Annotated in this window: 22 protein-coding genes; 16 read left to right on the top strand and 6 right to left on the bottom strand. The window is 46.4% G+C overall.

From position 1 onward, the window contains the following. Position 1: 1 nt before the first annotated feature. The 4 genes from ACIPUG_RS13760 to ACIPUG_RS13745 form a co-directional block, all read right to left on the bottom strand. Positions 2–703, bottom strand: a complete 702-nt coding sequence (locus ACIPUG_RS13760) for a WbqC family protein (protein ID WP_320743192.1) — start codon at positions 701–703, stop codon at positions 2–4. Positions 704–822: 119 nt separating this feature from the next. Further along, a complete protein-coding gene (locus ACIPUG_RS13755; RefSeq protein ID WP_014915888.1) occupies positions 823–1,935 on the bottom strand; it encodes a DegT/DnrJ/EryC1/StrS aminotransferase family protein in 1,113 nt (370 codons plus the stop codon). Between the two features lie 315 nt (positions 1,936–2,250). Beyond that, positions 2,251–5,670: a methyltransferase regulatory domain-containing protein gene (locus ACIPUG_RS13750; protein WP_400338784.1), complete on the bottom strand. Its 3,420-nt coding sequence runs from the start codon at positions 5,668–5,670 to the stop codon at positions 2,251–2,253. A 225-nt stretch (positions 5,671–5,895) separates the two neighbouring features. After that, positions 5,896–6,768 carry a flagellin gene (locus ACIPUG_RS13745; RefSeq protein ID WP_010279647.1) on the bottom strand — a complete coding sequence of 291 codons (873 nt, stop codon included), beginning with the start codon at positions 6,766–6,768 and terminating at the stop codon, positions 5,896–5,898. A gap of 269 nt (positions 6,769–7,037) precedes the next feature. Here ACIPUG_RS13745 and fliD point away from each other — a divergent pair, with 269 nt between their 5' ends. From fliD to fliT, 3 genes are read left to right on the top strand one after another with little or no spacing between them, the layout of a single operon-like run. Further along, positions 7,038–8,462 carry a flagellar filament capping protein FliD gene (gene fliD / locus ACIPUG_RS13740; RefSeq protein WP_014915890.1) on the top strand — a complete coding sequence of 475 codons (1,425 nt, stop codon included), beginning with the start codon at positions 7,038–7,040 and terminating at the stop codon, positions 8,460–8,462. A 30-nt stretch (positions 8,463–8,492) separates the two neighbouring features. Next, on the top strand, positions 8,493–8,903 hold the full coding sequence (gene fliS / locus ACIPUG_RS13735; RefSeq protein WP_014915891.1) for a flagellar export chaperone FliS: 411 nt from the start codon (positions 8,493–8,495) through the stop codon (positions 8,901–8,903). Continuing rightward, complete coding sequence (fliT, locus tag ACIPUG_RS13730; protein WP_039464764.1) at positions 8,903–9,283, top strand: flagella biosynthesis regulatory protein FliT; 381 nt, start codon at positions 8,903–8,905, stop codon at positions 9,281–9,283. Before fliS ends, fliT begins: the two co-directional genes overlap by 1 nt. Positions 9,284–9,562: 279 nt before the next feature. Here fliT and fliE read toward each other — a convergent pair whose 3' ends face one another. Then, positions 9,563–9,877 carry a flagellar hook-basal body complex protein FliE gene (fliE, locus tag ACIPUG_RS13725; RefSeq protein WP_010279635.1) on the bottom strand — a complete coding sequence of 105 codons (315 nt, stop codon included), beginning with the start codon at positions 9,875–9,877 and terminating at the stop codon, positions 9,563–9,565. 260 nt (positions 9,878–10,137) lie between these two features. On the opposite strand from fliE, the gene fliF reads away from it, so the two are divergent. The 13 genes from fliF to fliR all read left to right on the top strand — a co-directional run bounded on the left by fliF (position 10,138) and on the right by fliR (position 21,016). Further along, positions 10,138–11,862, top strand: a complete 1,725-nt coding sequence (gene fliF, locus ACIPUG_RS13720) for a flagellar basal-body MS-ring/collar protein FliF (protein ID WP_039528699.1) — start codon at positions 10,138–10,140, stop codon at positions 11,860–11,862. After that, positions 11,859–12,851, top strand: a complete 993-nt coding sequence (gene fliG / locus ACIPUG_RS13715) for a flagellar motor switch protein FliG (protein ID WP_014915894.1) — start codon at positions 11,859–11,861, stop codon at positions 12,849–12,851. The genes fliF and fliG overlap by 4 nt, the downstream gene beginning before the upstream one ends. Further along, entirely contained in the window at positions 12,844–13,566 is a 723-nt protein-coding gene (gene fliH / locus ACIPUG_RS13710) for a flagellar assembly protein FliH (RefSeq protein ID WP_100016637.1), read from the top strand. The genes fliG and fliH overlap by 8 nt, the downstream gene beginning before the upstream one ends. Further along, positions 13,566–14,936, top strand: coding sequence for a flagellar protein export ATPase FliI (gene fliI / locus ACIPUG_RS13705; RefSeq protein ID WP_014915896.1), 1,371 nt, complete (start codon positions 13,566–13,568; stop codon positions 14,934–14,936). The genes fliH and fliI overlap by 1 nt, the downstream gene beginning before the upstream one ends. Positions 14,937–14,944: 8 nt before the next feature. Beyond that, positions 14,945–15,391 carry a flagellar export protein FliJ gene (fliJ, locus tag ACIPUG_RS13700; RefSeq protein WP_014915897.1) on the top strand — a complete coding sequence of 149 codons (447 nt, stop codon included), beginning with the start codon at positions 14,945–14,947 and terminating at the stop codon, positions 15,389–15,391. Further along, positions 15,388–16,683, top strand: a complete 1,296-nt coding sequence (locus tag ACIPUG_RS13695) for a flagellar hook-length control protein FliK (protein ID WP_400338780.1) — start codon at positions 15,388–15,390, stop codon at positions 16,681–16,683. Before fliJ ends, ACIPUG_RS13695 begins: the two co-directional genes overlap by 4 nt. 155 nt (positions 16,684–16,838) lie before the next feature. Beyond that, the gene (gene fliL, locus ACIPUG_RS13690; protein ID WP_010279620.1) at positions 16,839–17,318 is read left to right on the top strand and encodes a flagellar basal body-associated protein FliL; all 480 of its coding nucleotides are present in this window, start codon (positions 16,839–16,841) and stop codon (positions 17,316–17,318) included. 5 nt (positions 17,319–17,323) lie between these two features. Further along, positions 17,324–18,337, top strand: a complete 1,014-nt coding sequence (gene fliM / locus ACIPUG_RS13685) for a flagellar motor switch protein FliM (RefSeq protein ID WP_010301682.1) — start codon at positions 17,324–17,326, stop codon at positions 18,335–18,337. Then, the gene (gene fliN / locus ACIPUG_RS13680) at positions 18,330–18,743 is read left to right on the top strand and encodes a flagellar motor switch protein FliN (RefSeq protein ID WP_010279616.1); all 414 of its coding nucleotides are present in this window, start codon (positions 18,330–18,332) and stop codon (positions 18,741–18,743) included. Before fliM ends, fliN begins: the two co-directional genes overlap by 8 nt. Then, a complete protein-coding gene (gene fliO / locus ACIPUG_RS13675) occupies positions 18,743–19,165 on the top strand; it encodes a flagellar biosynthetic protein FliO (RefSeq protein WP_039464778.1) in 423 nt (140 codons plus the stop codon). The genes fliN and fliO overlap by 1 nt, the downstream gene beginning before the upstream one ends. Before the next feature lie 77 nt (positions 19,166–19,242). Further along, a complete protein-coding gene (gene fliP / locus ACIPUG_RS13670; RefSeq protein WP_172645005.1) occupies positions 19,243–19,938 on the top strand; it encodes a flagellar type III secretion system pore protein FliP in 696 nt (231 codons plus the stop codon). Positions 19,939–19,958: 20 nt separating this feature from the next. Further along, entirely contained in the window at positions 19,959–20,228 is a 270-nt protein-coding gene (gene fliQ, locus ACIPUG_RS13665; RefSeq protein WP_010279609.1) for a flagellar biosynthesis protein FliQ, read from the top strand. 2 nt (positions 20,229–20,230) lie between these two features. Continuing rightward, entirely contained in the window at positions 20,231–21,016 is a 786-nt protein-coding gene (gene fliR, locus ACIPUG_RS13660; protein WP_400338778.1) for a flagellar biosynthetic protein FliR, read from the top strand. A gap of 367 nt (positions 21,017–21,383) precedes the next feature. On the opposite strand, the gene flgL is transcribed toward fliR, so the two are convergent. Further along, complete coding sequence (gene flgL, locus ACIPUG_RS13655; RefSeq protein WP_014915902.1) at positions 21,384–22,337, bottom strand: flagellar hook-associated protein FlgL; 954 nt, start codon at positions 22,335–22,337, stop codon at positions 21,384–21,386. Positions 22,338–22,356 lie beyond the last annotated feature (19 nt).

Below are 22,356 nucleotides of genomic sequence, written 5' to 3'. Positions count from 1 at the left end.
CTTATATCAACTCATATTCATTAGTAACAAGGTGCAATACCTCATCACTGGAATTAAACATCATGACATCAATGATTGATAACCAAGCCACAAAAGGTTCATCAAATTGTTTATAAATAATATTATTTGGCTGGATAAAATTCAGAGTCATTCCGTGCAAAGAAAAGGCCTCTTGGGAGTACAGAGAAATACCACCAGGTGGATTGCTATACGATTTCGCACCAAGGGCATTCCCGAAGGCAAGAACTTTGTCTTGAGATTTTAGTGAGTGGTCGATGTTAATAGAAGATGATACTTTTATATCACATGTTAAACCAAGATATTCCTTAATACTCTCCAAGGAATATAATATATAATTAAACAAATTATCATCTCGATGATTTATTATGTTTTCCAGCAATGGGAAAACATTTTTAAAGTAAGGTGCACGCCGATAAGCCCCACGAATCTTGTTGATTAAATCATCTCTATTAAATGTCTCTGATAACACTCTATCTTTAACATCTAAAAAATCAGAATCTTTCTTCAATGGTAAGCTAAATGTACTATCCTTCCCATTTAATAAAATGCGATTTCGATTTATCCATCCCTTTTTAGTATATTTTATATTATCGTAAACCACAAAAACGTCTACTTCGGCCATCAACTGAAAATAGCCAATGTAAGGGAAGAAATAAGGTTGCATTACCGCATATTTTATCAACGCTATCTCCTGATAAAACTAAAACACTAACTAAGATAGATTTCGCATTGTAAATTAAAAATTATATTTTACTGAAAATAATAACTCACTTTATTACTTCCTTCGGCCTAAAATACTTTTCAGTTTACACAGTCAGAAATACACCTAACAACATCCAATATACTTTCATCTGACAAATCAGGGTAGATTGGAAGACAGAGGACATTGTCGGCGATATGAGATGCTGTGGGTAGCCCACCTTCTTTAGCTGAGTCTAACCCTCGATACATAGGGAATGTGCTAATCAGAGGATAAAAGTATCGACGAGCATATATATTATTTTCCCTCAGAATATCGTAAACCTCGTCCCTTTTCTTAGGGAAAGTATCAGAGAAGAAAATAGGGAAATAGGCATAATTCCAGGTCACATCATCAGGAATACTCAACACCTTAATTCCTGATATGTTTTTCAAAAGATCACAATATCTTGAATAGATATTTTTACGCTGATTTAATGCTGAATCAATATGTTTTAATTGAAGCAATCCAAATGCGGCCTGGACCTCATTCATTTTTGCATTAATGCCAGGAGCCACAACCGTCACTTCATCAACAAAGCCAAAGTTCTTAAGATAATCAATTCTTTTTTTCGTTTTTTCATCTTGAGAAATAATCGCACCACCTTCAATAGTGCTAAAAACTTTCGTTGCATGAAAGCTGAGGATAGAAAGATCCCCATGATTTAGTATGCTGACATCATTCTTTTTAACACCAAAAGCATGAGCCGCATCATAGATCACTTTTAAACCATATATATCAGCGATATTTTGAATTCGGTCAACATCCGCAGGCAATCCATAACAATGCACGGGTAAAATGGCAGATGTTGCTGGCGTAATAGCCTGTTCTAATTTCGAGGGATCAAGATTGCATGTCACGGGGTCGATATCAACAAATACTGGTTTTAATCCATTCCATAGTAATGTATGCGATGTCGCCACAAACGAGTAAGGTGTAGTAATTACCTCACCGGTGATGCGTAACGCTTGCAAAGCAGTGAGTAATGCCAGCGTACCATTAGAAAACAAACTAAGATACGGAACGCCCAGATACTCAGCCAAAGCTTGCTCTAAACGCTGATGGAAGGTGCCATTATTCGTCAGCCACTTATTTTCCCATATTTCTTCAAGATAAGGAGTAAATTCATCCAAAGACGGTAATAACGGGCTTGTTACATACACTGGTTTTTTCATTTCACCATCTTCCGCTTATAGATTATTCGCAATCAACGCTACCGCCCTTGACTCGCAGCTACCAAAGCGCTGAAACTTCACCCATATTAATGATATAAAAAGAAAATGTTCAGGTTTGGCTTCGTGCTCCTGACAAAAATAACAATGCTACATTCTCTTTCTATAATATCGCAGCCGACTTCCACTTATTCGGCAGTACGTTTGAACATCAACTTTTAGAGATAATGGCATAAACATAAATGCCATTATCTTATCCATTTACCAATCAACCTGGTGACATTCATCCGTGACAAACTATCACTTACATGACATCAGTTAGTGGCCTATCGAATAGCTTTTAGGCGGCTCACCAGCACAGTAGGCTTTCCATACCGTTCTTAACGCCTGTTGAAAATACGTTGAAGACGTTACGTCAGCAGTATCGATATCATGCTCCATTTTCTTGCGTAAACTATGGCGAATTTGATTCAGTTCATCCAACCGGTTATTCCAGGAAATAGCCTTGTCGATATAGTCTGCTTCTGAATCTGCAATAAACTCATTCAAACCAGCCTGACCAAGGTTGACCACCCCTTGGCGAGCAGCATAGGTTTCACCGGCCAGCGTCAGAGTCGGCACGCCCATCCACAAAGCGTAGTTCGTCGTGGTTCCCCCTGTATAGGGGAACGTATCCAACAACACATCGATTTCCTGGTGCATAGCGAGATAATTCATTATGTTGACGCGTTCACGGAAAATTAGCTGCTCGGGCTGAACGCCCTGTGCCTCTAGCTTTTTACGTATATGTTCCCTTGTCTGCATGCTAGGCAACGCACCAATAATCATCTTGCTCGTTGGCAACTGAACGAGGATCTTTCCCCATGCCGATAATACGGTATCGTTAATCTTCGTCGGCCTGTTAAAGCTAGCGAAAGTGAGATAACCGTTTGTCAGTGCGGGAAGATCGTTGACCTCAGGACCATTGACCACGGGCTCAAACTGTCGGTCAAATAGCACGTACAGTAATTTTTCAGTAAATTGATGAGCTAAAACCTCTGGGTATGGGGCATGGTTCATAACCAGATAGTAATCCATCGCCTTTAATCCAGTCGTTCCCGGATAACCAATCCAGCTAATTTGGATCGGTGCAGGCTTCATAGCAAACATCGATAAACGGTTGTCGCCAGTATGGCCGGAAAGATCGAAAAGAATATCTATCTCATCCCGTTTAATTAACTCGAATAATTCAGTATCGCTGCTACTCGCTACGTTACGCCATGCCGTTGAACTTTTTTCCAGCATGCGAGTGACATCATCATAATGATGTGATGTGGAATAGGCATAGAGGGAAAAATGCTGATGATCGATGTCATTCCATACAGGCGATAAGAATTTGCTAACTGGGTGTGAATATAAATCGCCAGACACAAAGCCAACGCGCAACACTCTATTGGGATCTTTATTTTGCAGATAATGCACTGGAGCAAGTGCACCATTCCGTTTTTCTACTACTTCACCATATAACAAGTGTTCAGCAAAAATCTCTGAAGCAGGAATCTTAGCATTATGCAGTAAAGCGAACAGAAGATTGCTGTATAAACTTAAATCTTCAGGAGCATTAGTAACGGCCTTGCGATAGTACTCAATTGCACTTTCGACATCAGATTTTTTATCCAACACCATCGCCATTGCATTTAATATTGCCGCATCGTTAGGTAGAAGTTTTATTGCTTTTTCTATGCATACTTCTGCACCGGCCATATTTTCAAATTTTAAATAAACGAGCGCCACCACATTCCAAGCAACAGCAACATTTCCATCGCAGCGAATAATCCTGTAGGCCAGGTTAATTGCTTCCCAGTAATGATATGTATTATGCAATAGACTGGCCAACTCACTGTAGACCAACCATGCATTGCTATGCATAGAAATGACTTTTGCTAACGAGAAAATTGCCGCATCTTTATCGCCAGTGACGAAGTTGATTCTTTCTAGCGTGATCCAATTTTGCAGATTATTCGGTTGTTTTACCGTCAATTCTTCAGCCAGAGAGCGCGCTTCATCGTATTTCTGTTTCTGTAATAAATCATATAATTGACGCTTAACTTTCGCATCAATAGGATCATTAACGAATTCTTTTCTACTTTTCTCAACTTTTATGACATCACTAGCCTTGAATAACCCCCCACCGCTCGCATTACTGGAATACATAATCAGCGGGTTTACATTGTGGATAACCTCGTTAACATCCTTGGCTAGTTCCATACGTTTTTGGAAATAACGCTGCCATGCCAACGCACTTCCAATCATCAAACCTTTATGGTGCAATTCATCTAACAGCGCTAATGAGCCCTCTTCCTGCTCATCCAGTAAGCCCATTGGGATTTTCAGCCCCTGAGCCGCTAATGGCAGCATGAAAGACTCATACCAATAGTTAAATGCAGGATAAATATCCCCACAGTTCGGTAATACTCGCAGTGCGCTGAATTCACTTTTACGATAAGCACATTCACCGACGCAGAAATGAATGCTCGACATTCCCTGCTTTAATAAAGCATAAAGAGATTCACGCACATTGTTTTCATGTTCTTGCTCATCGTTTTCTCTTTCAGGAAAATGCGTATTAAATATCAGTTGCTTAAAGGAAACACTCGCTGGCCACGCATTACCTAAGACATCCAGAATTTGCTGTGTCAGTTCGTGATCGGTCGATATCTGTATACCGGTATTGGTAACATACGAGTTAGACGCCAGCCCTTTATTCAACATTACACGGCGGAAGCTACCGGCCCAAGACAGTTTATCCAGTCGCGAGACATCAATTTCCGATTCCAGCTTTTCCGCGCGTTCAGCAGCGACCAGCAGACTAAATCGACGTTTGCGCCCGACGTTAAAATCTAGATACTGCTGTTTTAATATCTTATTGCCAGCTGGACAGATTGTGCGCAGTAAGTTATCTACCTGCTCACCATAGTGAGAGGCAATCTCCGTGTGAGGTTCAATTTCGCCAACATAAGCCAAGCCTTCTTGCGTAATCTGCGCATTAAAGTCGAGCAGATAGCAGGGTTGATTCAGGCCTTGTAAATAGTTGAGCGCGAGTGACACATCTCCCAGTTGTTCAGCTTCTTCAACCAGGGTCGCAATAGCGGTTCTCTGAGGATTACCTGCTGACATACCCAGCGCTAAGTAACTCAACATGGCTCTGGCGCTGGCTTGCTGTTGTTCCGGTGTTTCTGCCAGGCTAGCATGCAGATTTAAGGCATCCTGCAGGATTTCTTCTGTTTTCCCACCTGGATAAGTCGAATAGGAAAAACACACCACACCTTTTGCACTTAAGTGGCGTTGACAATATGCCAGCAACATCGAGCGCGCTTCGCCGCTGATCAGTCCAAAAACACCATGAACAATAATATAATCAAATTTGCCAAGATCGCTGTCCAAAAGCGATGCCAAATCCATTGCCTGAAGTTGCAGATTGGTTAGCCCGTACTGCTGTACCCACATCTGCCCTTGAGCAATTTTTTCCTCATCAAGATCGATACCAATAGCCTGTGCCTGCGGATATGCAGTGGCAAATGGCAGCAGATTCGCGCCACTCATGCATCCCAGTTCCAGTACTCGCGCCCTGTCAGGGTCCGCTGCCACAATGCCATGCAAGTATGCCACGGCTTGCAAATGCGTCGGTGAGGTATAAGGCAAAGGACAACGATCAGCCGCGCTCATTGTTGGATGGCTGGCAGCAGTATCTAAAGTCATCAGAAGGGAAAACCTTTCATGAGAGGAAAAATGAATTACTACTATCGTATCAACTATTAAGATACGCAATCTTATAAATAGAGGGAAATATTAGGCGTATAACATACGTTAGGGAGAGGTAGTACGGTTTCACAACAGCATTAACGCACAGAACGTTTGCCATAAAAAAACCAGTCCCGGAGGACTGGCTTATGATATAAGTTACAGCGTTTGTCTGGCTGGGGATTAACGCAGCAGAGACAGAACAGTCTGTGGAACCTGGTTTGCCTGGGACAGTACAGAAGTACCAGCCTGTTGCAGAATCTGGCTACGGCTCATGTTTGATACTTCAGTTGCGTAGTCAGCGTCTTCAATACGGCTACGAGCAGAAGACAGGTTGTTGATAGAGTTGTTCAGGTTAGTAATGGTAGATTCGAAACGGTTCTGAATCGCACCCAGGTTACTACGTGCAGCATCAACAGCTGACAGAGCAGTATCCAGAGAAGTGATCAGAGCCTGAGCTGCTGAGTTAGCAGAACTACCGGTAGCAACAGCGCCCAGAGAAGTGATTTTAGCTGCAACATCACTCATTGAACCAGTACCGCCAGTGGTGGCGTTGATCAGTGCGGTGCTGTCGATGGTAATAGTTTCAGTTGCACCAGTGTTAGCGCCAACCTGAATGATGATGCCAGCACTTGCAGAACCGTCCAGCAGTTTAGTACCGTTGAAAGAAGCGCTCTGAGCAACACGGTTAACTTCGTTAATGCGCTGAGTCATTTCCTTGACGATAGAGTCACGGTCAGTTTTACCGTTAGGATCGTTCGCTGCTTGCGTTGCCAGTTCACGGATACGTTGCAAGTTGTTGTTGATTTCGTTCAGGTTGCCTTCAGCAGTCTGAGTCAGGGAAATACCATCGTTGGCATTACGTGCTGCCTGAGTCATACCTTTAACCTGAGCGGTCATACGGTTAGCGATCGCTTGACCAGCTGCGTCATCTTTCGCGCTGTTGATACGCAGACCAGAAGACAGACGCTCAATAGCGGTACCCAGAGCAGACTGAGATTTGTTCAAGTTGTTCTGAGTAGTCAGAGACATGATGTTAGTATTAATTACTGCCATGATAGCGTTCCTTAATCAGTGGTTATCGGTTTCGGGTTAGACCCACGGGTTCATCCCCGTCGCTAACATTTATCGGAACGCTTTCCAGAAGCTTTAACTTTTTTTTTAGCCTAAATTCATTTTTATTGTTCAGAAGGCAATTTTAATAGCCCCCTCTTCTACAACACTAACTAGCAATAAAGATGACTATTCTTTACTGCTAAACTTATTTTCTATCCTGCCGATAATGGCTTCATAGCTCATCGAACTCTGAATAAAAGGATTCTATCATGGCAAGCGTTTCTTCATTAGGTGTAGGTTCAGGTCTGGGTTTAAACGAATTGCTCACGCAGCTTAGAACCGCTGAAAATCAAAGACTTGTACCAATAACAACTCAGCAATCCAGCTTCAAGTCACAGCTAAGCGGCATCAGTGCCCTCAAAGGCGCCCTTGATAAACTTAAAACAGCGAATGATGCTTTAGCCATCTCTGAATCTTTCGGCATCGTTAAGGGTTCGATTGATGGTATCACATCAACCAAAGTCACCAGCACGAACAAAGCGTTTACGACAACCACTGATAGTAAAGCCGTTGCCGGCACCTTCAGTATTGAAGTGAAACAATTGGCACAAGCACATTCCATAACGTCAACAGCCAAAACCAGTGCAACAGAGCCCTTAAGTGCAACAGATACAAAACTCGTTATTGCTCAGGATAATGGTAAATTCACCAAAGTGGGTGATGACTACTTAAAATATCTGGAAATAGACATTAAAGCGGGTGAAACCTCATTAAACGATGTTCGTGACGCGATCAACAAAGTTAATGGCACCGTGACGGCGAGCGTCGTCAAAGCGAAGGATAATGAGTACTACCTGATGCTAACCGCAAAGAACAGCGGTACTGAGAGTAAAATCTCCATTGGGGGAGACGACACAAACGTCTTTAATGGCGCGCCAACAGAAAAGGTAGCAGCCAAAAACGCGCAAATCACGGCGAATGGTATTGATATAGAAAGACAAAGTAATTCTATTTCTGATGCTTTTGAAGGTGTAACGATCAATCTTCTTACCCAAACTGAGGCAACCAAACCGGAAACCCTGACGATTGAGCAGGATATCACCGGAATGAAGGATACGATCAAAGCCTGGGTTGATGCTTACAATGCGTTGCAAGATACCATCGCAGCTCAAACAAAGTACACTGCGGTTGAGGCGGGCGAATCCCAATTAAGTAGCAATGGTGCGTTGCTGGGAGATTCTACTGTTCGTGGTATCCAGAATAAACTCAAGGCGCAGCTCACAACGGTACAAAGTGACAGCGATGAATTCCGTATTCTGGCGGATCTTGGTATTACACAAAACTTCAAAACCGGGAAGTTGGAAATCAGTGATACCAAGTTAGACAAAGCGTTGAAAGAAGAACCCGGCAAGGTTCGGGCATTTTTTGTTGGTGATAACGACAAAACCGGATTTGCGACCCAAACACGTACATACCTGAAAGAAATCCTCGATACGAGTGAGGGTCTAATCAAAACCAAGGAAGATGGTATTAATAGTACGCTGAAAAAGTTGGATTCTCGGGCAACTCTCGTCAAAAATGGCATAGAAGATACCATTGCCCGTTATCAAAAACAGTTTGTTGAACTGGATAAAGCCATGAGTGAAATGAATAGCACCATGGGCCGTTTAACGAGCATGTTCTCTAAACTCTAAATTTTCGCTGAAAGAAAGATAGGTAACGTGATGTACAACATGAAAGGCAGCCAAGCCTATGCTCAAGTAGGCCTCGAAAGCAGTGTGATGAGCGCAAGCCCTCACCAGCTTATCGTCATGCTGTTTGATGGCGCGCGCAGTGCGATGGTGCGCGCGCGCATCCTCATGGAGCAAGGCGACATCCAGGGTAAAGGTATGGCGTTATCTAAAGCAATCAACATTATCAATAACGGACTAAAAACCGGATTGGATATGGAAGGAGGGGGCGAACTTGTTGAAAACCTGTCTGCCCTTTACGACTACATGTCTCAGCGTTTGTTGATCGCCAATTTACATAACGATCCCAAAGCGATAGAAGAAGTTGAAGTGTTGTTGGAAAATATCGCTGATGCCTGGCGGCAAATCGGCCCTAATTACAAACCAGAGCAGGAAGTACGTTAATGGCCTCCCCCCATCGGCTTCTAAAAGATTACCAACAGCTTTTGTCTCTGAGTCAAAAAATTCTCCATTTGGCCGTCAGCGGCCAGTGGGATACGTTGGTTGAGCAAGAGATTGTTTATGTTCAGTCCGTTGAAGGCTTAGTTAACACGCCAATTCCTGACGAAATTGACAGCGTGATGCGTTTGCATCTGCGACAGATTTTGCAGGAAGTGATGGATAATGAAGCGAAAGTAAAACAACTTCTGCAGAAGCGGATGGACGAGTTAAGTTCGTTAATGGGGCAATCACTGAAGCAAAAGTCAATTAATACGACTTATAGCGAATTTGCAGGGCAGCGACTGCTACCAGGTGAACCCGCTCCCGGTGAGCCAGGTTCATAATTTCATTCTCGTTATATATGATACTCGCGCCCCTATCTTCACCTGATACGGGCGCGTTTTTTTTTACCCACAAGCGGTGCTTTTACTCTGCATGCTCAGACTATCAGTATAACGAAATGAGTACGCGTTAAGAATGTGAAGATTAGAGGGCGTGGAGACAAGGAATAGACACAAGCGGAAAGTCGGGAAAAAATAAAGATTGTGCGTAATTTCATTGCATTAGCAGTGAGATTACGCACAATGGCTTTGCTAGTTGCAGGTTAATGTCATTAGACGACATCAAACAGACATATTCATCACTTCCTGGTACGCAGATACCAGTTTATTACGCACCTGAATGCCCATCTGCATTGAAATGGATGATTTCTGCAAATCCACCATCACATCATTCAATGCCACGCCCGGCACACCCAAGGTAAATTTTTCAGCCTGCGTACGAGCCGTCTGCTGCGTGTCGCTGATCTTATCGATCGCGGCCTTCAGCTCACTGGCAAAACCAGGTTCTACCGACGGTCTGGCTATTGGCGTGTCAGCAGCCTGCAGAGCTTTGACCTGCATTTGCTGTAAAACACCATCAATACCTTGAACTGACATAACACCTCACTACATCATACAGAGTAGACTACTTATGCATTTTCTATGACAGCATTACCCTATCACACAGCTTTTCAGATAAATCGCACAATTAGCGCGAAAAATGCCACCTTATCGACCCATCGATTTTTCTTTTACGGAAAATAATGACATGCCCACAAATGTAGGCGAAATGTTTTATTGATTGCGCAATCAGGGAGTTCTGTTTTGTCACGTCACAACGTTAAGTATATCGTTCAACAACCAAGCAGAGATAGAGTATGAACGCCTCATTCACCGGAACCGCTACCGGTAAAAATAGCTTTGGCGAAATACTCAACCGGTTACGCGCCAATCCGAAAATTCCGCTATTGATCGCAGCTGCTGCGACCATTGCAATCGTCGTTGCGTTGACGCTATGGGCCAAAGGTCCAGACTATCGAGTGCTTTATAGCAATATAAATGACCGTGACGGTGGTGCGATTGTCAGCGAATTAACAAAGCTGAATATCCCCTATCGTTTTGCGGAAAATGGTGGGGCGATCATGATTCCTGCCGCCAATGTCTATGAGACCCGACTCCGACTTGCTCAATTGGGGCTGCCAAAAGGCGGCGCAGTTGGCTTTGAATTGCTCGATCAGGAAAAGTTTGGCATCAGCCAATTCAGCGAACAGATTAATTACCAGCGTGCGCTGGAAGGTGAACTGTCCAGAACGATAGAAACGCTCGGCCCCGTTCAGAATGCGCGCGTTCATCTTGCCATACCGAAGCCTTCACTGTTCGTTCGTGAGCAAAAAGCGCCCTCTTCTTCCGTCACGCTGACATTACAGCCAGGTCGTGCATTGGATGAAGGGCAAATCAATTCCATCGTCTATATGGTTTCCAGCAGTGTTGCTGGCCTGCCACCAGATAATGTTACGGTCGTTGATCAGACCGGGCGCCTGTTGACTCAGGCTGGCGGCAGCGGCCGCGATCTGAATGCTGCGCAACTGAAGTACAGCAACGAAGTCGAGGCGATGTACCAACGCCGCATAGAGTCCATTATCGCGCCGATGGTTGGTATGGGTAATGTACATGCCCAGGTCACCGCGCAAATCGATTTCTCTGCTCGTGAACAAACTGACGAACAGTATCAGCCCAACCAACCGCCAGATAAAGCGGCAGTTCGCTCTCAGCAAACCAGCCAGAGTGAGCAAAGAGGAGGCCCGAATGTCGGTGGCGTTCCTGGTGCATTAACCAATCAGCCTGCGCCAGCTCCTACAGCGCCTATCGCAACGCCGCCAAATAACGCTAATGCCAATGCGAACAATCAGGCTGGCCAGCAGAACCAAAACAATGCGGCAGGTGCTCAAGCTAATGCGGCAAATGCGAATACCGTTATTCAAACATCAAATGTTCGCAATGATGCAACAACCAACTATGAAGTCGACAAGACGATTTTACATACCAAACACAGCACGGGTGGTGTGAAGCGCTTGTCTGCGGCCGTTATTGTTAATTACCAGCCTCCTGGTGAGGATGGCAAACCGGTTGCACTGACGGAAGAGCAGATCAAACAGATTGAAACAGTGGCACGCGAAGCAATGGGCTTTTCTGCAGAACGCGGCGATACATTAAATGTCGTTAATACGCCATTTATGGACAGCACCGACGGTTCTGGCGAACTCCCGTTCTGGCAAAAACAGGCATTCTTCGATCTCCTGATGGAAGCTGGCCGCTGGCTGCTGGTTCTGATCGTTGCCTGGATTCTGTGGCGTAAGCTGGTTCGTCCGCAATTGCAAAGAAAAGCACAACAGCAAGAAGCGGCACTGGCGGCGGCTGCCCTGTCTCAAGGTGCAGACAGCGATGTTATGGTCAACCTGAGTAGCTCGGAAGTTGAACAGCAGCGGAAATCGCAGCAACGCGTCAATGCAGAAATGCAAAGTAATCGCATACGTGAAATGGCAGAGAACGATCCACGCGTTGTCGCTCTGGTAATTCGTCAATGGATGAGTACTGAACTATGAACCTGACAGGAACAGAAAAAAGCGCCATCTTATTGATGACCATTGGTGAAGACCGTGCGGCAGAAGTGTTTACTCATCTTTCGACGAAAGAAGTACAACACCTTAGTTCTGCAATGGCGAACATGCGACAGGTCTCACAACAGCAGTTGCTCGAAATCCTGAGAGAATTTGAGGCTGATTCAGAGCAATATGCCGCGCTCAGTGTGAATGCGGGTGACTACCTTCGCTCAGTGCTTGTCAAAGCCCTTGGTGAAGAGCGAGCATCTAGCCTGTTGGAAGATATTCTGGAAAGCCGCGACTCTACGAGTGGAATGGAAACACTCAACTTCATGGAGCCGCAGATTGCCGCAGACCTTATTCGCGACGAACATCCACAGATTATCGCAACAATCCTGGTGCACCTGAAGCGTGCTCAAGCTGCAGATATCTTAGCCCTGTTTGACGAACGTCTTCGTCATGACGTTATGCTACGTATCGCGACCTTCGGCGGTGTTCAGCCTTCTGCACTGGCAGAATTGACAGACGTTCTGAATGGCTTGCTGGATGGTCAGAATCTCAAACGCAGCAAAATGGGTGGTGTTCGTACTGCGGCTGAAATTATCAACCTGATGAAAACCCAGCAGGAAGAAGCGGTTATCGATGCAGTACGCGAATTCGATGGCGAACTGGCACAGAAAATCATCGACGAAATGTTCTTGTTCGAAAACCTGGTGGACGTGGACGACCGCAGCATCCAGCGCCTTCTGCAAGAAGTCGAGTCCGAGTCTCTGCTGTTGGCATTGAAAGGTGCCGAAGAGCCTTTACGCGAGAAATTCCTGCGCAATATGTCTCAGCGTGCTGCGGAAATTCTTCGCGACGACCTTGCAACTCGCGGTCCAGTACGTATGTCGCAGGTCGAAAACGAACAGAAAGCCATTCTACTCATTGTCCGTCGACTGGCAGACAGCGGCGAGATGATTATCGGTGGCGGCGAGGATGCTTATGTCTAACGCCCCCAAAAACCTGGCCTGGCAGCCTTGGCAACTCAACGATCTGGCTGAACCCGTTTCAAAGCCCGCTCCGGCCTATCAGGTCAATAATGAGCCTGAATTGTCAGACGTGGAGCGTTTTCCTGAGGAAAACGCCCTTTCTGCCGCAGAGGACGAGCTTGCATCTCTGCGTGAAAGCACGATGCAACAGGCGCGAGAAACGGGTTTTACGCAAGGCCATCAGCAAGGTTATGACGCCGGCTATCAGGAAGGTTTAGCCAAGGGGCAACAGCAGGGTTTGCAGAACGCCTTACAGCAGCAGCAACCGATTATTGAACAGATGCAACAAATGGTCACCGAATTCCAACAGACGCTGGATACACTCGACAGCGTGATCCCAGCTCGCCTGATGCAGTTGGCTTTGACCGCAGCCAAGCAGATTCTGGGGCAACCTCCAGTATGCGATGGTAATGCGCTGCTTGGTCAAATACAGCAATTGATTCAGCAAGAGCCTATGTTCTCAGGGAAAACGCAGCTGCGCGTTCACCCTTCAGACCTGGAACGTGTTGAGCAATATTTGGGCCCGACACTCAGCTTGCATGGTTGGAGATTGCTTGCCGATAGCCAACTTCACCCTGGTGGTTGTAAAGTCAGCGCAGAAGAAGGCGATCTGGATGCCAGCCTGGCGACACGCTGGCATGAGCTTTGCCGTTTAGCCGCACCGGGAGAGCTATAATGACTTCACGCCTCGGACGCTGGCTTTCTTCTCTCGATTCATTTGAGAAGCGCATTGATGACACGCCTTCGGTGCGTCGTTACGGCCGCTTAACCCGGGCGACAGGTTTGGTATTGGAAGCAACAGGGTTACATATGCCACTGGGCGCCACCTGTCTCATTGAACGGCAGAATGGTTCGCAGGTTGAAGAAATCGAAAGCGAAGTTGTCGGTTTCAACGGGCAAAAACTCTTTCTTATGCCGCTGGAAGAAGTTGAAGGTATTACCCCTGGAGCGCGTGTCTACGCCCGCGTCGGCCAGGACAGCAGCAGTCAAGGAAAGCAATTGCCCTTAGGCCCTGAATTACTGGGTCGTGTGCTGGATGGTAGCGCAAAACCGCTGGATGGTTTACCTGCACCAGATACTGGCTATCGTGCCCCCCTGATTACGCCGCCGTTCAACCCATTACAGAGAACGCCAATCGAAAGTGTTCTGGACGTGGGTGTCCGAGCCATCAACGCCTTGCTTACCGTAGGTCGGGGGCAGCGAATGGGCCTGTTTGCAGGTTCAGGGGTGGGTAAAAGTGTGCTGCTGGGGATGATGGCACGCTATACTCAGGCTGACGTCATCGTTGTTGGCCTTATCGGTGAACGTGGCCGAGAAGTAAAAGATTTTATCGAGAATATCCTGGGTACCGAAGGACGAGCACGCTCCGTCGTTATTGCTGCGCCAGCCGATGTTTCTCCATTATTAAGGATGCAGGGTGCCGCGTATGCCACGCGTATTGCTGAAGATTTTCGCGATCGCGGGCATCACGTTCTGCTCATCATGGATTCGCTCACACGCTATGCCATGGCGCAGCGTGAAATTGCGTTAGCCATTGGCGAACCGCCGGCGACCAAGGGGTATCCCCCTTCTGTCTTCGCTAAATTACCCGCGCTAGTAGAGCGCGCAGGTAATGGTATTCATGGAGGTGGTTCAGTCACCGCCTTCTATACTGTTCTAACAGAAGGTGACGACCAGCAGGATCCTATTGCTGACTCCGCTCGTGCCATTCTTGACGGACATATCGTGTTGTCACGTCAATTAGCTGAGTCTGGCCATTATCCGGCAATTGATATTGAAGCATCGATTAGTCGTGCGATGACAGCGCTGATCGATGAAGGGCATTATGCTTCTGTAAGGCAGTTTAAACAGTTACTATCCAGTTACCAACGTAACCGTGATTTAGTCAGTGTTGGTGCCTACGCCGCAGGCAGCGACCCTATGCTTGACAGAGCAATTCGGCTTTACCCGCACCTGGAAGCCTTTTTGCAGCAGGGTATGTTTGAACAAAGTAACTATGACGAGTCCTGCCAGGCGTTGCACACTATTTTCCCTCGTAACGAGTAGGAGAGCAGATGAAAACCCAGTCACCGCTGGTTACACTACGCGAACTGGCGCAGAAGGACGTTGAGAAAGCCGCAGGCCAGTTGGGGCAAGTGCGTCAGGCACATCAACAGGCCGAGCAGCAGCTCAATATGCTGTTAAACTATCAGGATGACTATCGTCAAAAATTGAACTCGACGATGTCCTCTGGTATGGCGAATAATAGCTGGCAAAATTATCAGCAGTTCATCCGAACGCTGGACAGTGCAATTGAGCAACATAGACAACAGCTCTCGCAGTGGACATCACGTTTAGATTTAGCAATGAAGACCTGGCAAGAAAAACAGCAGCGCTTGAACGCATTTGAAAAACTGCAGGATCGCGAACTGACAAGACAGCTTGCCAAAGAGAATAAAATAGAACAAAAACAAATGGATGAATTTGCCCAACGGGCCTCACAGAGGAAAACAGAATCATGAATCTGTCCGCATTACCTATAGCTACCACTGCCAGTGATACAAGCAGTTCTTCTGCTTCATTACTGACACAGGGTGAGCTGCCAAAAGATTTTGTTGATCTGTTGAGCAAACGCATATCACAAGTAGCCGATACTTCGGGTAAAAAAACGCTCGATAAAGTAGACGAAGAAGCCCTGTTAAGCGCATTAGGGAAAGATAATGCTTCGCTTAACCGTGACGATTTAAATGCCCTGCTTTCTTCTTTCAGTTCTCTTACGGGAGCAACGATTACAGCAGGTAAGCAAAACCCAGAAATTGTAGGGCAGGCGAAGTTTAAGAATCTGGATAAAGAAGAGAGTGGCAGCAAGACAGATGACGCTATAGCCATGCAGGCACTGCTTGCCATGTTGCAGACAACGCCGCTTTCTACACAACCTGCCGCTGATAATATTGCAGCGAACGCCGTAAACGCAGGGTTAACGATTCCAGGACTCATTGACACTAAACGCCAGAATGAGGCATCCGCATCAGTACTAAACAATACGGGTGAAAGTGCTAAAGGCACACTGGCAAAATTGCTCGATGCTTCAGTGACCTCAGATAAAGATGCAGGCATATCACGCGATCTGCATCATGCAGCCAAGCAAACCTCATCAACCACAAGCGAGTCTGCTGATGAGGCTGCAAAATTTGCGCTAACGACGCCAAATTCCCTTGCGGGCGATCGCAATGTGTCTGAATCAGTCTCTGCATTGGGCAACAGCGCGTCTCAAACAACGCCACCGGTCGCACAGGCTATGCATATTCAGCCGGCATCAGTGGGCACAACCACGCCAGCCCCTCAGGCAGCAAGTGCTCAACTGAACGCGCCATTTGGTTCACCGCAATGGCAAGACACATTGGGCCAGCAAATCATTATGTTCAGCCGTAATGGTCAACAGACCGCAGAATTACGTTTGAACCCACAGGAATTGGGTGCCCTGCACATCAGTCTAAAAATCGATGATAACCAGGCTCAAATTCATCTGGCTTCAGCAAACAGCCAGGTTCGTTCAGCCCTGGAAGCTGCGTTGCCTCACCTACGTAATGCGATGGCAGAGAGCGGAATTAACCTTGGCCAGAGCAGCGTAGGCAGTGATTCTTCTGCCTGGCAGCAGCAAATGGCGGGTAATAACAACGATGGCAATAACCGTGGCCCGTCTTACCAACAACAATTTGGCCATTCATCAGAAAGCACAAGTGAATTATTAGACGTACCAGAACAGTTAAGATCAATGGCATCATCCGTCAACGGCGTTGATATCTTTGCCTGAAAGTGAAGTAAACGAATAAGTTAGCACGATTTTCCCTGCCTATTCTCTGTATTGAACATTGCAATAGGCAGGATAATCATCGACATTACGCATTTATTTATTGCTGGTTTCATCCGGCAGTAAATATCGATAAGTAACGGGAACTATCTTTGGCTATGTCTGATATGCAAGTTCGACCAGGACGTAAACGGTCTATTTGGCTAATACTACTGATTATCGTTGCTCTCGCTGCAACTGGTGCTGCGGGCGCCGCCTGGTGGCTATTAAATCAGAAAAACGCAGCAACGGCTGAGCAGGAAGCACCGCCGCCGCCAGAGCCTGTTTTCATGCCACTGGATACTTTTACCGTTAATCTCGTCAATGCAGATAATGACCCTGACCGCGTGCTGTATGTGGGATTCACGCTGCGTTTACCAGATGAAGCCACGCGTACACGGTTTACTAATTATCTGCCAGAAGTTCGCAGCAGACTGTTATTACTACTTTCTCGTCAGGACGCGATTGCGCTTGCCAATGAGCAAGGTAAACAGAAGCTGATAGAGCAAATTAAGCAAGTGCTAAGCCCACCATTAGTTCCTGGTCAACCTAACCAGGTCGTTACTGATGTTCTGTTCACGGCCTTTATACTGCGGTAACCATTATGGGCGATAGCATTCTTTCACAAGCAGAAATTGATGCATTATTAAATGGCGACAGCGGCGATAGCGACGCTGATGCGAATGCGTCGTCAAAAGCGGATGGGGGCGTCAAGCCCTATGATCCGAATACTCAACGACGTGTTATCCGCGAGCGTTTACAGGCATTAGAAATCATTAATGAGCGTTTTGCGCGTCAATTCCGTATGGGATTGTTTAACCTGTTACGCCGTAGTCCTGATATCACTGTAGGTGCAATCAAGATCCAGCCTTATCATGAGTTTGCCAGGAACCTTCCCGTACCGACAAACCTGAATCTGATTCACTTAAAACCGCTACGTGGTACCGCATTATTTGTATTTTCACCAAGCCTGGTATTTATCGCCGTAGATAACCTATTCGGCGGTGATGGACGCTTCCCGACAAAAGTTGAAGGGCGTGAATTTACCCACACAGAGCAGCGTGTCGTTAAGCGTATGTTGCGCCTTGCTCTGGAGGCTTATGGTGAAGCCTGGAATGCGATTTACAAACTTGACATCGAATACGTGCGTTCAGAAATGCAGGTCAAGTTTACCAACATCACGACGTCACCTAATGATATCGTCGTGACGACACCGTTTCATGTTGAGATCGGTTCGCTGACTGGTGAATTTAACATCTGTATTCCTTTTTCAATGATCGAGCCGCTGCGTGAACTGCTCGCGAATCCGCCATTGGAAAACTCGCGTCAGGAAGATCAGAGCTGGCGGGACACCTTAGCCAAGCAGGTACAGCATTCCGAATTGGAATTAGTTGCAAGCTTTGTTGATATTCCGCTGCGACTCTCCAAGATTCTGAAGCTACAGCCCGGTGATGTCTTACCGATCGACAAACCTGACAAAATCGTTGCTCATGTTGACGGCGTGCCCGTGCTGACCAGCCAATATGGCACATTAAACGGGCAATATGCCCTACGTGTTGAACATTTGATTAACCCTATATTGAATTCTCTGGATAACGAGGAACAGCCCCATGAGTGACACCAAGAAACCGTCCGACGACAAGGAATCAGTGGACGATCTGTGGGCTGATGCATTTAACGAGCAGCAGGCTGCAGAAAAACCGGCCGCGACAACGGAAGGCATTTTTAAGTCGCTAGACGGGCATGACCCGCTGGGTGCTCTGCAGGATATCGACCTGATTTTGGATATTCCTGTCAAACTCACCGTTGAGCTTGGCCGGACCAAAATGACGATCAAAGAGTTACTGCGGTTGACTCAGGGCTCCGTTGTTGCACTTGATGGCTTAGCAGGTGAACCGTTGGATATCCTGATCAATGGCTATCTGATCGCTCAGGGCGAGGTTGTTGTTGTATCTGACAAGTACGGTGTCCGTATTACAGATATCATTACGCCATCCGAACGTATGCGCCGCCTGAGTCGTTAATGGCAATAGCCTCGATATCATCTCCGGCCCCAGTAGCAAGTCAGCAGTCAACACTTGTTACTGAGCCACCACTTACCGGCAGCATGTTACTGACACAGGTTGGTAGCGTGCTAGCTGGTATTTTATTATTTATTCTGCTGATTGCCTGGCTGGCTCGCAAACTCGGTTTTGCTCCCCAAGCCAAGCAAAACAAGTTGTTAAAAGTCGTATCCAGTTGCCCTGTCGGGCAGCGTGAACGTGTCGTTATTGTAGAAGTTGATAATACCTGGCTGGTGTTAGGTGTTACGGCTCAGCAAATCACGCCGCTGCATACACTTCCAGCACAACCAACCAACGACAGTTCCTCAACTGGTGACATCAAGCCGGTAGATTTCAATCAACTGTTAAAGAAAGTTTTAAAGCGTCCGGAAAAATCGGAATGAGTGCCTTGCCTAATTATTTTCGTATCACCGCCCTGCTTCGCACACTGCGCTACGGTTTAGCCATCGGTTTATTATTCATGGCGCCATCGGTATGGGCACAGCTTCCCGGTATTGTGACGCAACCTCTACCTAACGGTGGACAGAGCTGGACGCTATCCGTACAGACGCTGGTTTTACTCACGTCATTAACGTTTATTCCTGCTGCATTATTAATGATGACCAGCTTCACCCGAATCATCATTGTACTGAGCTTGTTACGTAACGCGCTGGGTACCCCAACCGCACCACCGAACCAGGTATTACTCGGATTAACGCTTTTCCTGACATTTTTTGTCATGTCGCCCGTATTAAACCGCGTTTATGACGAAGCTTATCTTCCCTTCAGTCAGGATCAAATCAGTATGGAAGTCGCCATCGAACGTGGCGCAGAACCCGTGCGTGAGTTCATGCTGCGGCAAACCCGGGAAACCGATCTGGCGTTATTTACCCGACTGGCAGAAATCCCAGAGATTCAGGGACCTGAAGCGGTGCCCATGCGTGTACTTCTCCCCGCATTTGTGACAAGTGAGCTAAAAACTGCTTTCCAAATTGGTTTCACCGTGTTTATCCCTTTCCTCATCATTGACCTCGTTGTTGCCAGCGTATTGATGGCGCTAGGGATGATGATGGTTCCTCCGGCAACTATTTCATTGCCTTTTAAACTCATGCTTTTCGTATTAGTCGATGGCTGGCAGCTGCTACTCGGTTCATTAGCCCAGAGTTTTTATAGTTAGACGAATAGAGGAATGCGACTATGACACCAGAATCGGTGATGGCGCTTGGCTATGAGGCAATGAAGGTAGCATTGGCGTTGGCGGCGCCTCCGTTGATGGCAGCACTACTCAGCGGGCTGCTTATTAGTCTCCTGCAGGCAGCAACTCAGATAAACGAAATGACACTATCGTTTATCCCTAAGATCCTAACGGTCTTCTTCACCTTAGTGATCGCTGGCCCTTGGATGTTAAACCTCATGCTGGACTATATGCGTACGCTATTCGGCCAGTTACCTAACATTATTGGGTAAGCATGCTGACGTTTAACAGTTGGGACATGATGAATTGGGTTAGCCAGTTTTTTTGGCCCTTTGTCAGAATTCTTGCGCTGATCAGTACCGCACCTGTCTTTAACGAAAGAGCGATTGGTAATCGGGTAAAGATCGGTCTGGGCGCGCTGATTACCCTACTCGTTGCGCCTTATTTACCGTTAAACACTACGCCTATTTTTTCCGTCGCAGGTGTATGGCTCTTAATACAGCAAATACTTATCGGCGTTACGCTCGGTCTGTCAATGCAGTTAGCATTTGCCGCTATTCGCCACGCTGGCGAACTCATTGGCTTACAAATGGGACTCGCTTTTGCGACCTTCTTTGATCCCACTGGCGGCCCGAATATGCAGGTAGTCGCCCGTTTCCTGAATATTCTCGCAATCCTACTGTTCTTAACCTTTGATGGGCACCTCTGGATGATTTCGCTATTAGCAGATAGTTTCTATACTCTGCCCATCAGCGCCAACCCTATTAACAGCCATGCATTTCTCGCTCTTGCGCGTGCCGGCGGGTTAATTTTTATTAATGGATTGATGCTAGCGCTGCCAATCATAACCCTATTGCTAACCATTAACCTGGCATTAGGTATGCTTAACCGCGTCGCCCCCCAACTCTCGGTATTTGTCGTTGGCTTTCCGATTACCCTCACGGTGGGAATCATGACGCTAGGTTTATTACTTCCACTGGTCCCCCCCTTCGCGGAGCATTTATTCAGCGAAGTATTCGATTTACTCGCTGATATTCTCACTCAGCTAGCAAGTTCTTAGCCGTTCCCTATATAAACCCGTAGTGGTCGAAGTGAGGCCAATACGGATACCAGGCGCATATATTTATTCCCCATTTAACATCCTTACAGTTTGCTACTGTAGTTCGTCGGATGGCTATATGAAGCTGTAATTTTTGCCAGATCACGCCAGAAAGTGCATCAGGCTGCGATGTACTAAAACAGTCCATGCACTAAAACAATAGGTGTTATATAAAAGAGAATGTCAGAGGGAATTGAGGATGTTGGGGGAATAAAAAATGGCATGTCATCCATTCAATATAATGAAAGGAGTGACACGCCTAAAAAATACGCCCGGTTTAAGCGTATTCAAACCGTAAAGTAGTATAGAAAAATATCGTCTATGACTACTATCTCATCTGGAATAACGACATTCCTTGCATATTCTGGAAAGCCGTATAAGAGGCCTGCAAAGAAGACTGCTGCATGATGTAGGATGAAATCGCCTCATACCAGTCAGTATCTTGTAATTGCGACAGCGCTGTCTTATTCGCTACATCACGGTCTTTACCCACTGCATCGAGATTATCAATCTCATTGAGCTGGATACCCAACTCTGCACGAACGGCTGAAATATTATTAAATGAATTGTTTAAACCGCGGTTTGCAGTTTCTAACGCCGCTGCAACACTGGCTTTTGTTGTATCATTCGCACCATCGAGCGGGGTTTCAAGCGCTTTAATTGCAATGTCTAGTGTTTCAAATAAGTCGGACTGAATACTACCATCCGGCTCTTTCTTAGCATCGCCCGTCACGCCATTGAAGACCGTAGAGCCAACATGGCTAACCGTCATATCTCGAGCCGCATCGACACGCTGTGAAATGGCCTGATATCCACCCTTATATTCAATGCCCGCGGCACCTTCAACAAAGGGGACCTTATCCGTTTCATAGCCAGAAAAAATATAGTTACCATTACCATCAGTACTGTTAGCCATATTCAGCAATTCGGCTTTCATACCGCGAAGGGCAGTCGCGACCGATTTCCGGTCATCATCATTCAACACACCGCCACCTTTGATGACTTCGGTCAATGCGCTGCTAATGGTGTTAGTACTTTTACTCAGAATAGATTCTTCCAGAGACATACTTTGCTTGGCAAAGGTACGCGCCAGCGTGTACTGACCATTCTCCGACTGTGCCTGACCAAGCATAATCGCACTGGCCGCTGCTATCGGATCATCTGATGGATTTACAACGCGCTTGCCGCTTGACAGCTGCTCACCCGTTTTTTGCCACGTGGCCTGACCATTAATAATGCCTTGCATATTCTGCTGGTACATCATGCTAGTACTTAAGCGCATGGTATCAATTCCTCTTTCT

The organism is Pectobacterium sp. CHL-2024 (genome assembly GCF_044751765.1).
In the GTDB taxonomy this organism is placed as follows: Bacteria; Pseudomonadota; Gammaproteobacteria; order Enterobacterales; family Enterobacteriaceae; genus Pectobacterium; species Pectobacterium brasiliense.
The sequence above is the reverse complement of the archived record's forward strand: the minus strand, read 5'-3'. Positions and strand labels throughout refer to the sequence as shown.

Bases quoted from the DNA above. Each gene is read 5' to 3' on its own strand.
- ACIPUG_RS13755 (WP_014915888.1), bottom strand. From the start codon at position 1,935: ATGAAAAAACCAGTGTATGTAACAAGCCCGTTATTACCGTCTTTGGAT.
- ACIPUG_RS13750 (WP_400338784.1), bottom strand. From the start codon at position 5,670: ATGACTTTAGATACTGCTGCCAGCCATCCAACAATGAGCGCGGCTGAT.
- ACIPUG_RS13745 (WP_010279647.1), bottom strand. From the start codon at position 6,768: ATGGCAGTAATTAATACTAACATCATGTCTCTGACTACTCAGAACAAC.
- fliD (WP_014915890.1), top strand. From the start codon at position 7,038: ATGGCAAGCGTTTCTTCATTAGGTGTAGGTTCAGGTCTGGGTTTAAAC.
- fliS (WP_014915891.1), top strand. From the start codon at position 8,493: ATGTACAACATGAAAGGCAGCCAAGCCTATGCTCAAGTAGGCCTCGAA.
- fliT (WP_039464764.1), top strand. From the start codon at position 8,903: ATGGCCTCCCCCCATCGGCTTCTAAAAGATTACCAACAGCTTTTGTCT.
- fliE (WP_010279635.1), bottom strand. From the start codon at position 9,877: ATGTCAGTTCAAGGTATTGATGGTGTTTTACAGCAAATGCAGGTCAAA.
- fliF (WP_039528699.1), top strand. From the start codon at position 10,138: ATGAACGCCTCATTCACCGGAACCGCTACCGGTAAAAATAGCTTTGGC.
- fliG (WP_014915894.1), top strand. From the start codon at position 11,859: ATGAACCTGACAGGAACAGAAAAAAGCGCCATCTTATTGATGACCATT.
- fliH (WP_100016637.1), top strand. From the start codon at position 12,844: ATGTCTAACGCCCCCAAAAACCTGGCCTGGCAGCCTTGGCAACTCAAC.
- fliI (WP_014915896.1), top strand. From the start codon at position 13,566: ATGACTTCACGCCTCGGACGCTGGCTTTCTTCTCTCGATTCATTTGAG.
- fliJ (WP_014915897.1), top strand. From the start codon at position 14,945: ATGAAAACCCAGTCACCGCTGGTTACACTACGCGAACTGGCGCAGAAG.
- ACIPUG_RS13695 (WP_400338780.1), top strand. From the start codon at position 15,388: ATGAATCTGTCCGCATTACCTATAGCTACCACTGCCAGTGATACAAGC.
- fliL (WP_010279620.1), top strand. From the start codon at position 16,839: ATGTCTGATATGCAAGTTCGACCAGGACGTAAACGGTCTATTTGGCTA.
- fliM (WP_010301682.1), top strand. From the start codon at position 17,324: ATGGGCGATAGCATTCTTTCACAAGCAGAAATTGATGCATTATTAAAT.
- fliN (WP_010279616.1), top strand. From the start codon at position 18,330: ATGAGTGACACCAAGAAACCGTCCGACGACAAGGAATCAGTGGACGAT.
- fliO (WP_039464778.1), top strand. From the start codon at position 18,743: ATGGCAATAGCCTCGATATCATCTCCGGCCCCAGTAGCAAGTCAGCAG.
- fliP (WP_172645005.1), top strand. From the start codon at position 19,243: ATGGCGCCATCGGTATGGGCACAGCTTCCCGGTATTGTGACGCAACCT.
- fliQ (WP_010279609.1), top strand. From the start codon at position 19,959: ATGACACCAGAATCGGTGATGGCGCTTGGCTATGAGGCAATGAAGGTA.
- fliR (WP_400338778.1), top strand. From the start codon at position 20,231: ATGCTGACGTTTAACAGTTGGGACATGATGAATTGGGTTAGCCAGTTT.
- flgL (WP_014915902.1), bottom strand. From the start codon at position 22,337: ATGCGCTTAAGTACTAGCATGATGTACCAGCAGAATATGCAAGGCATT.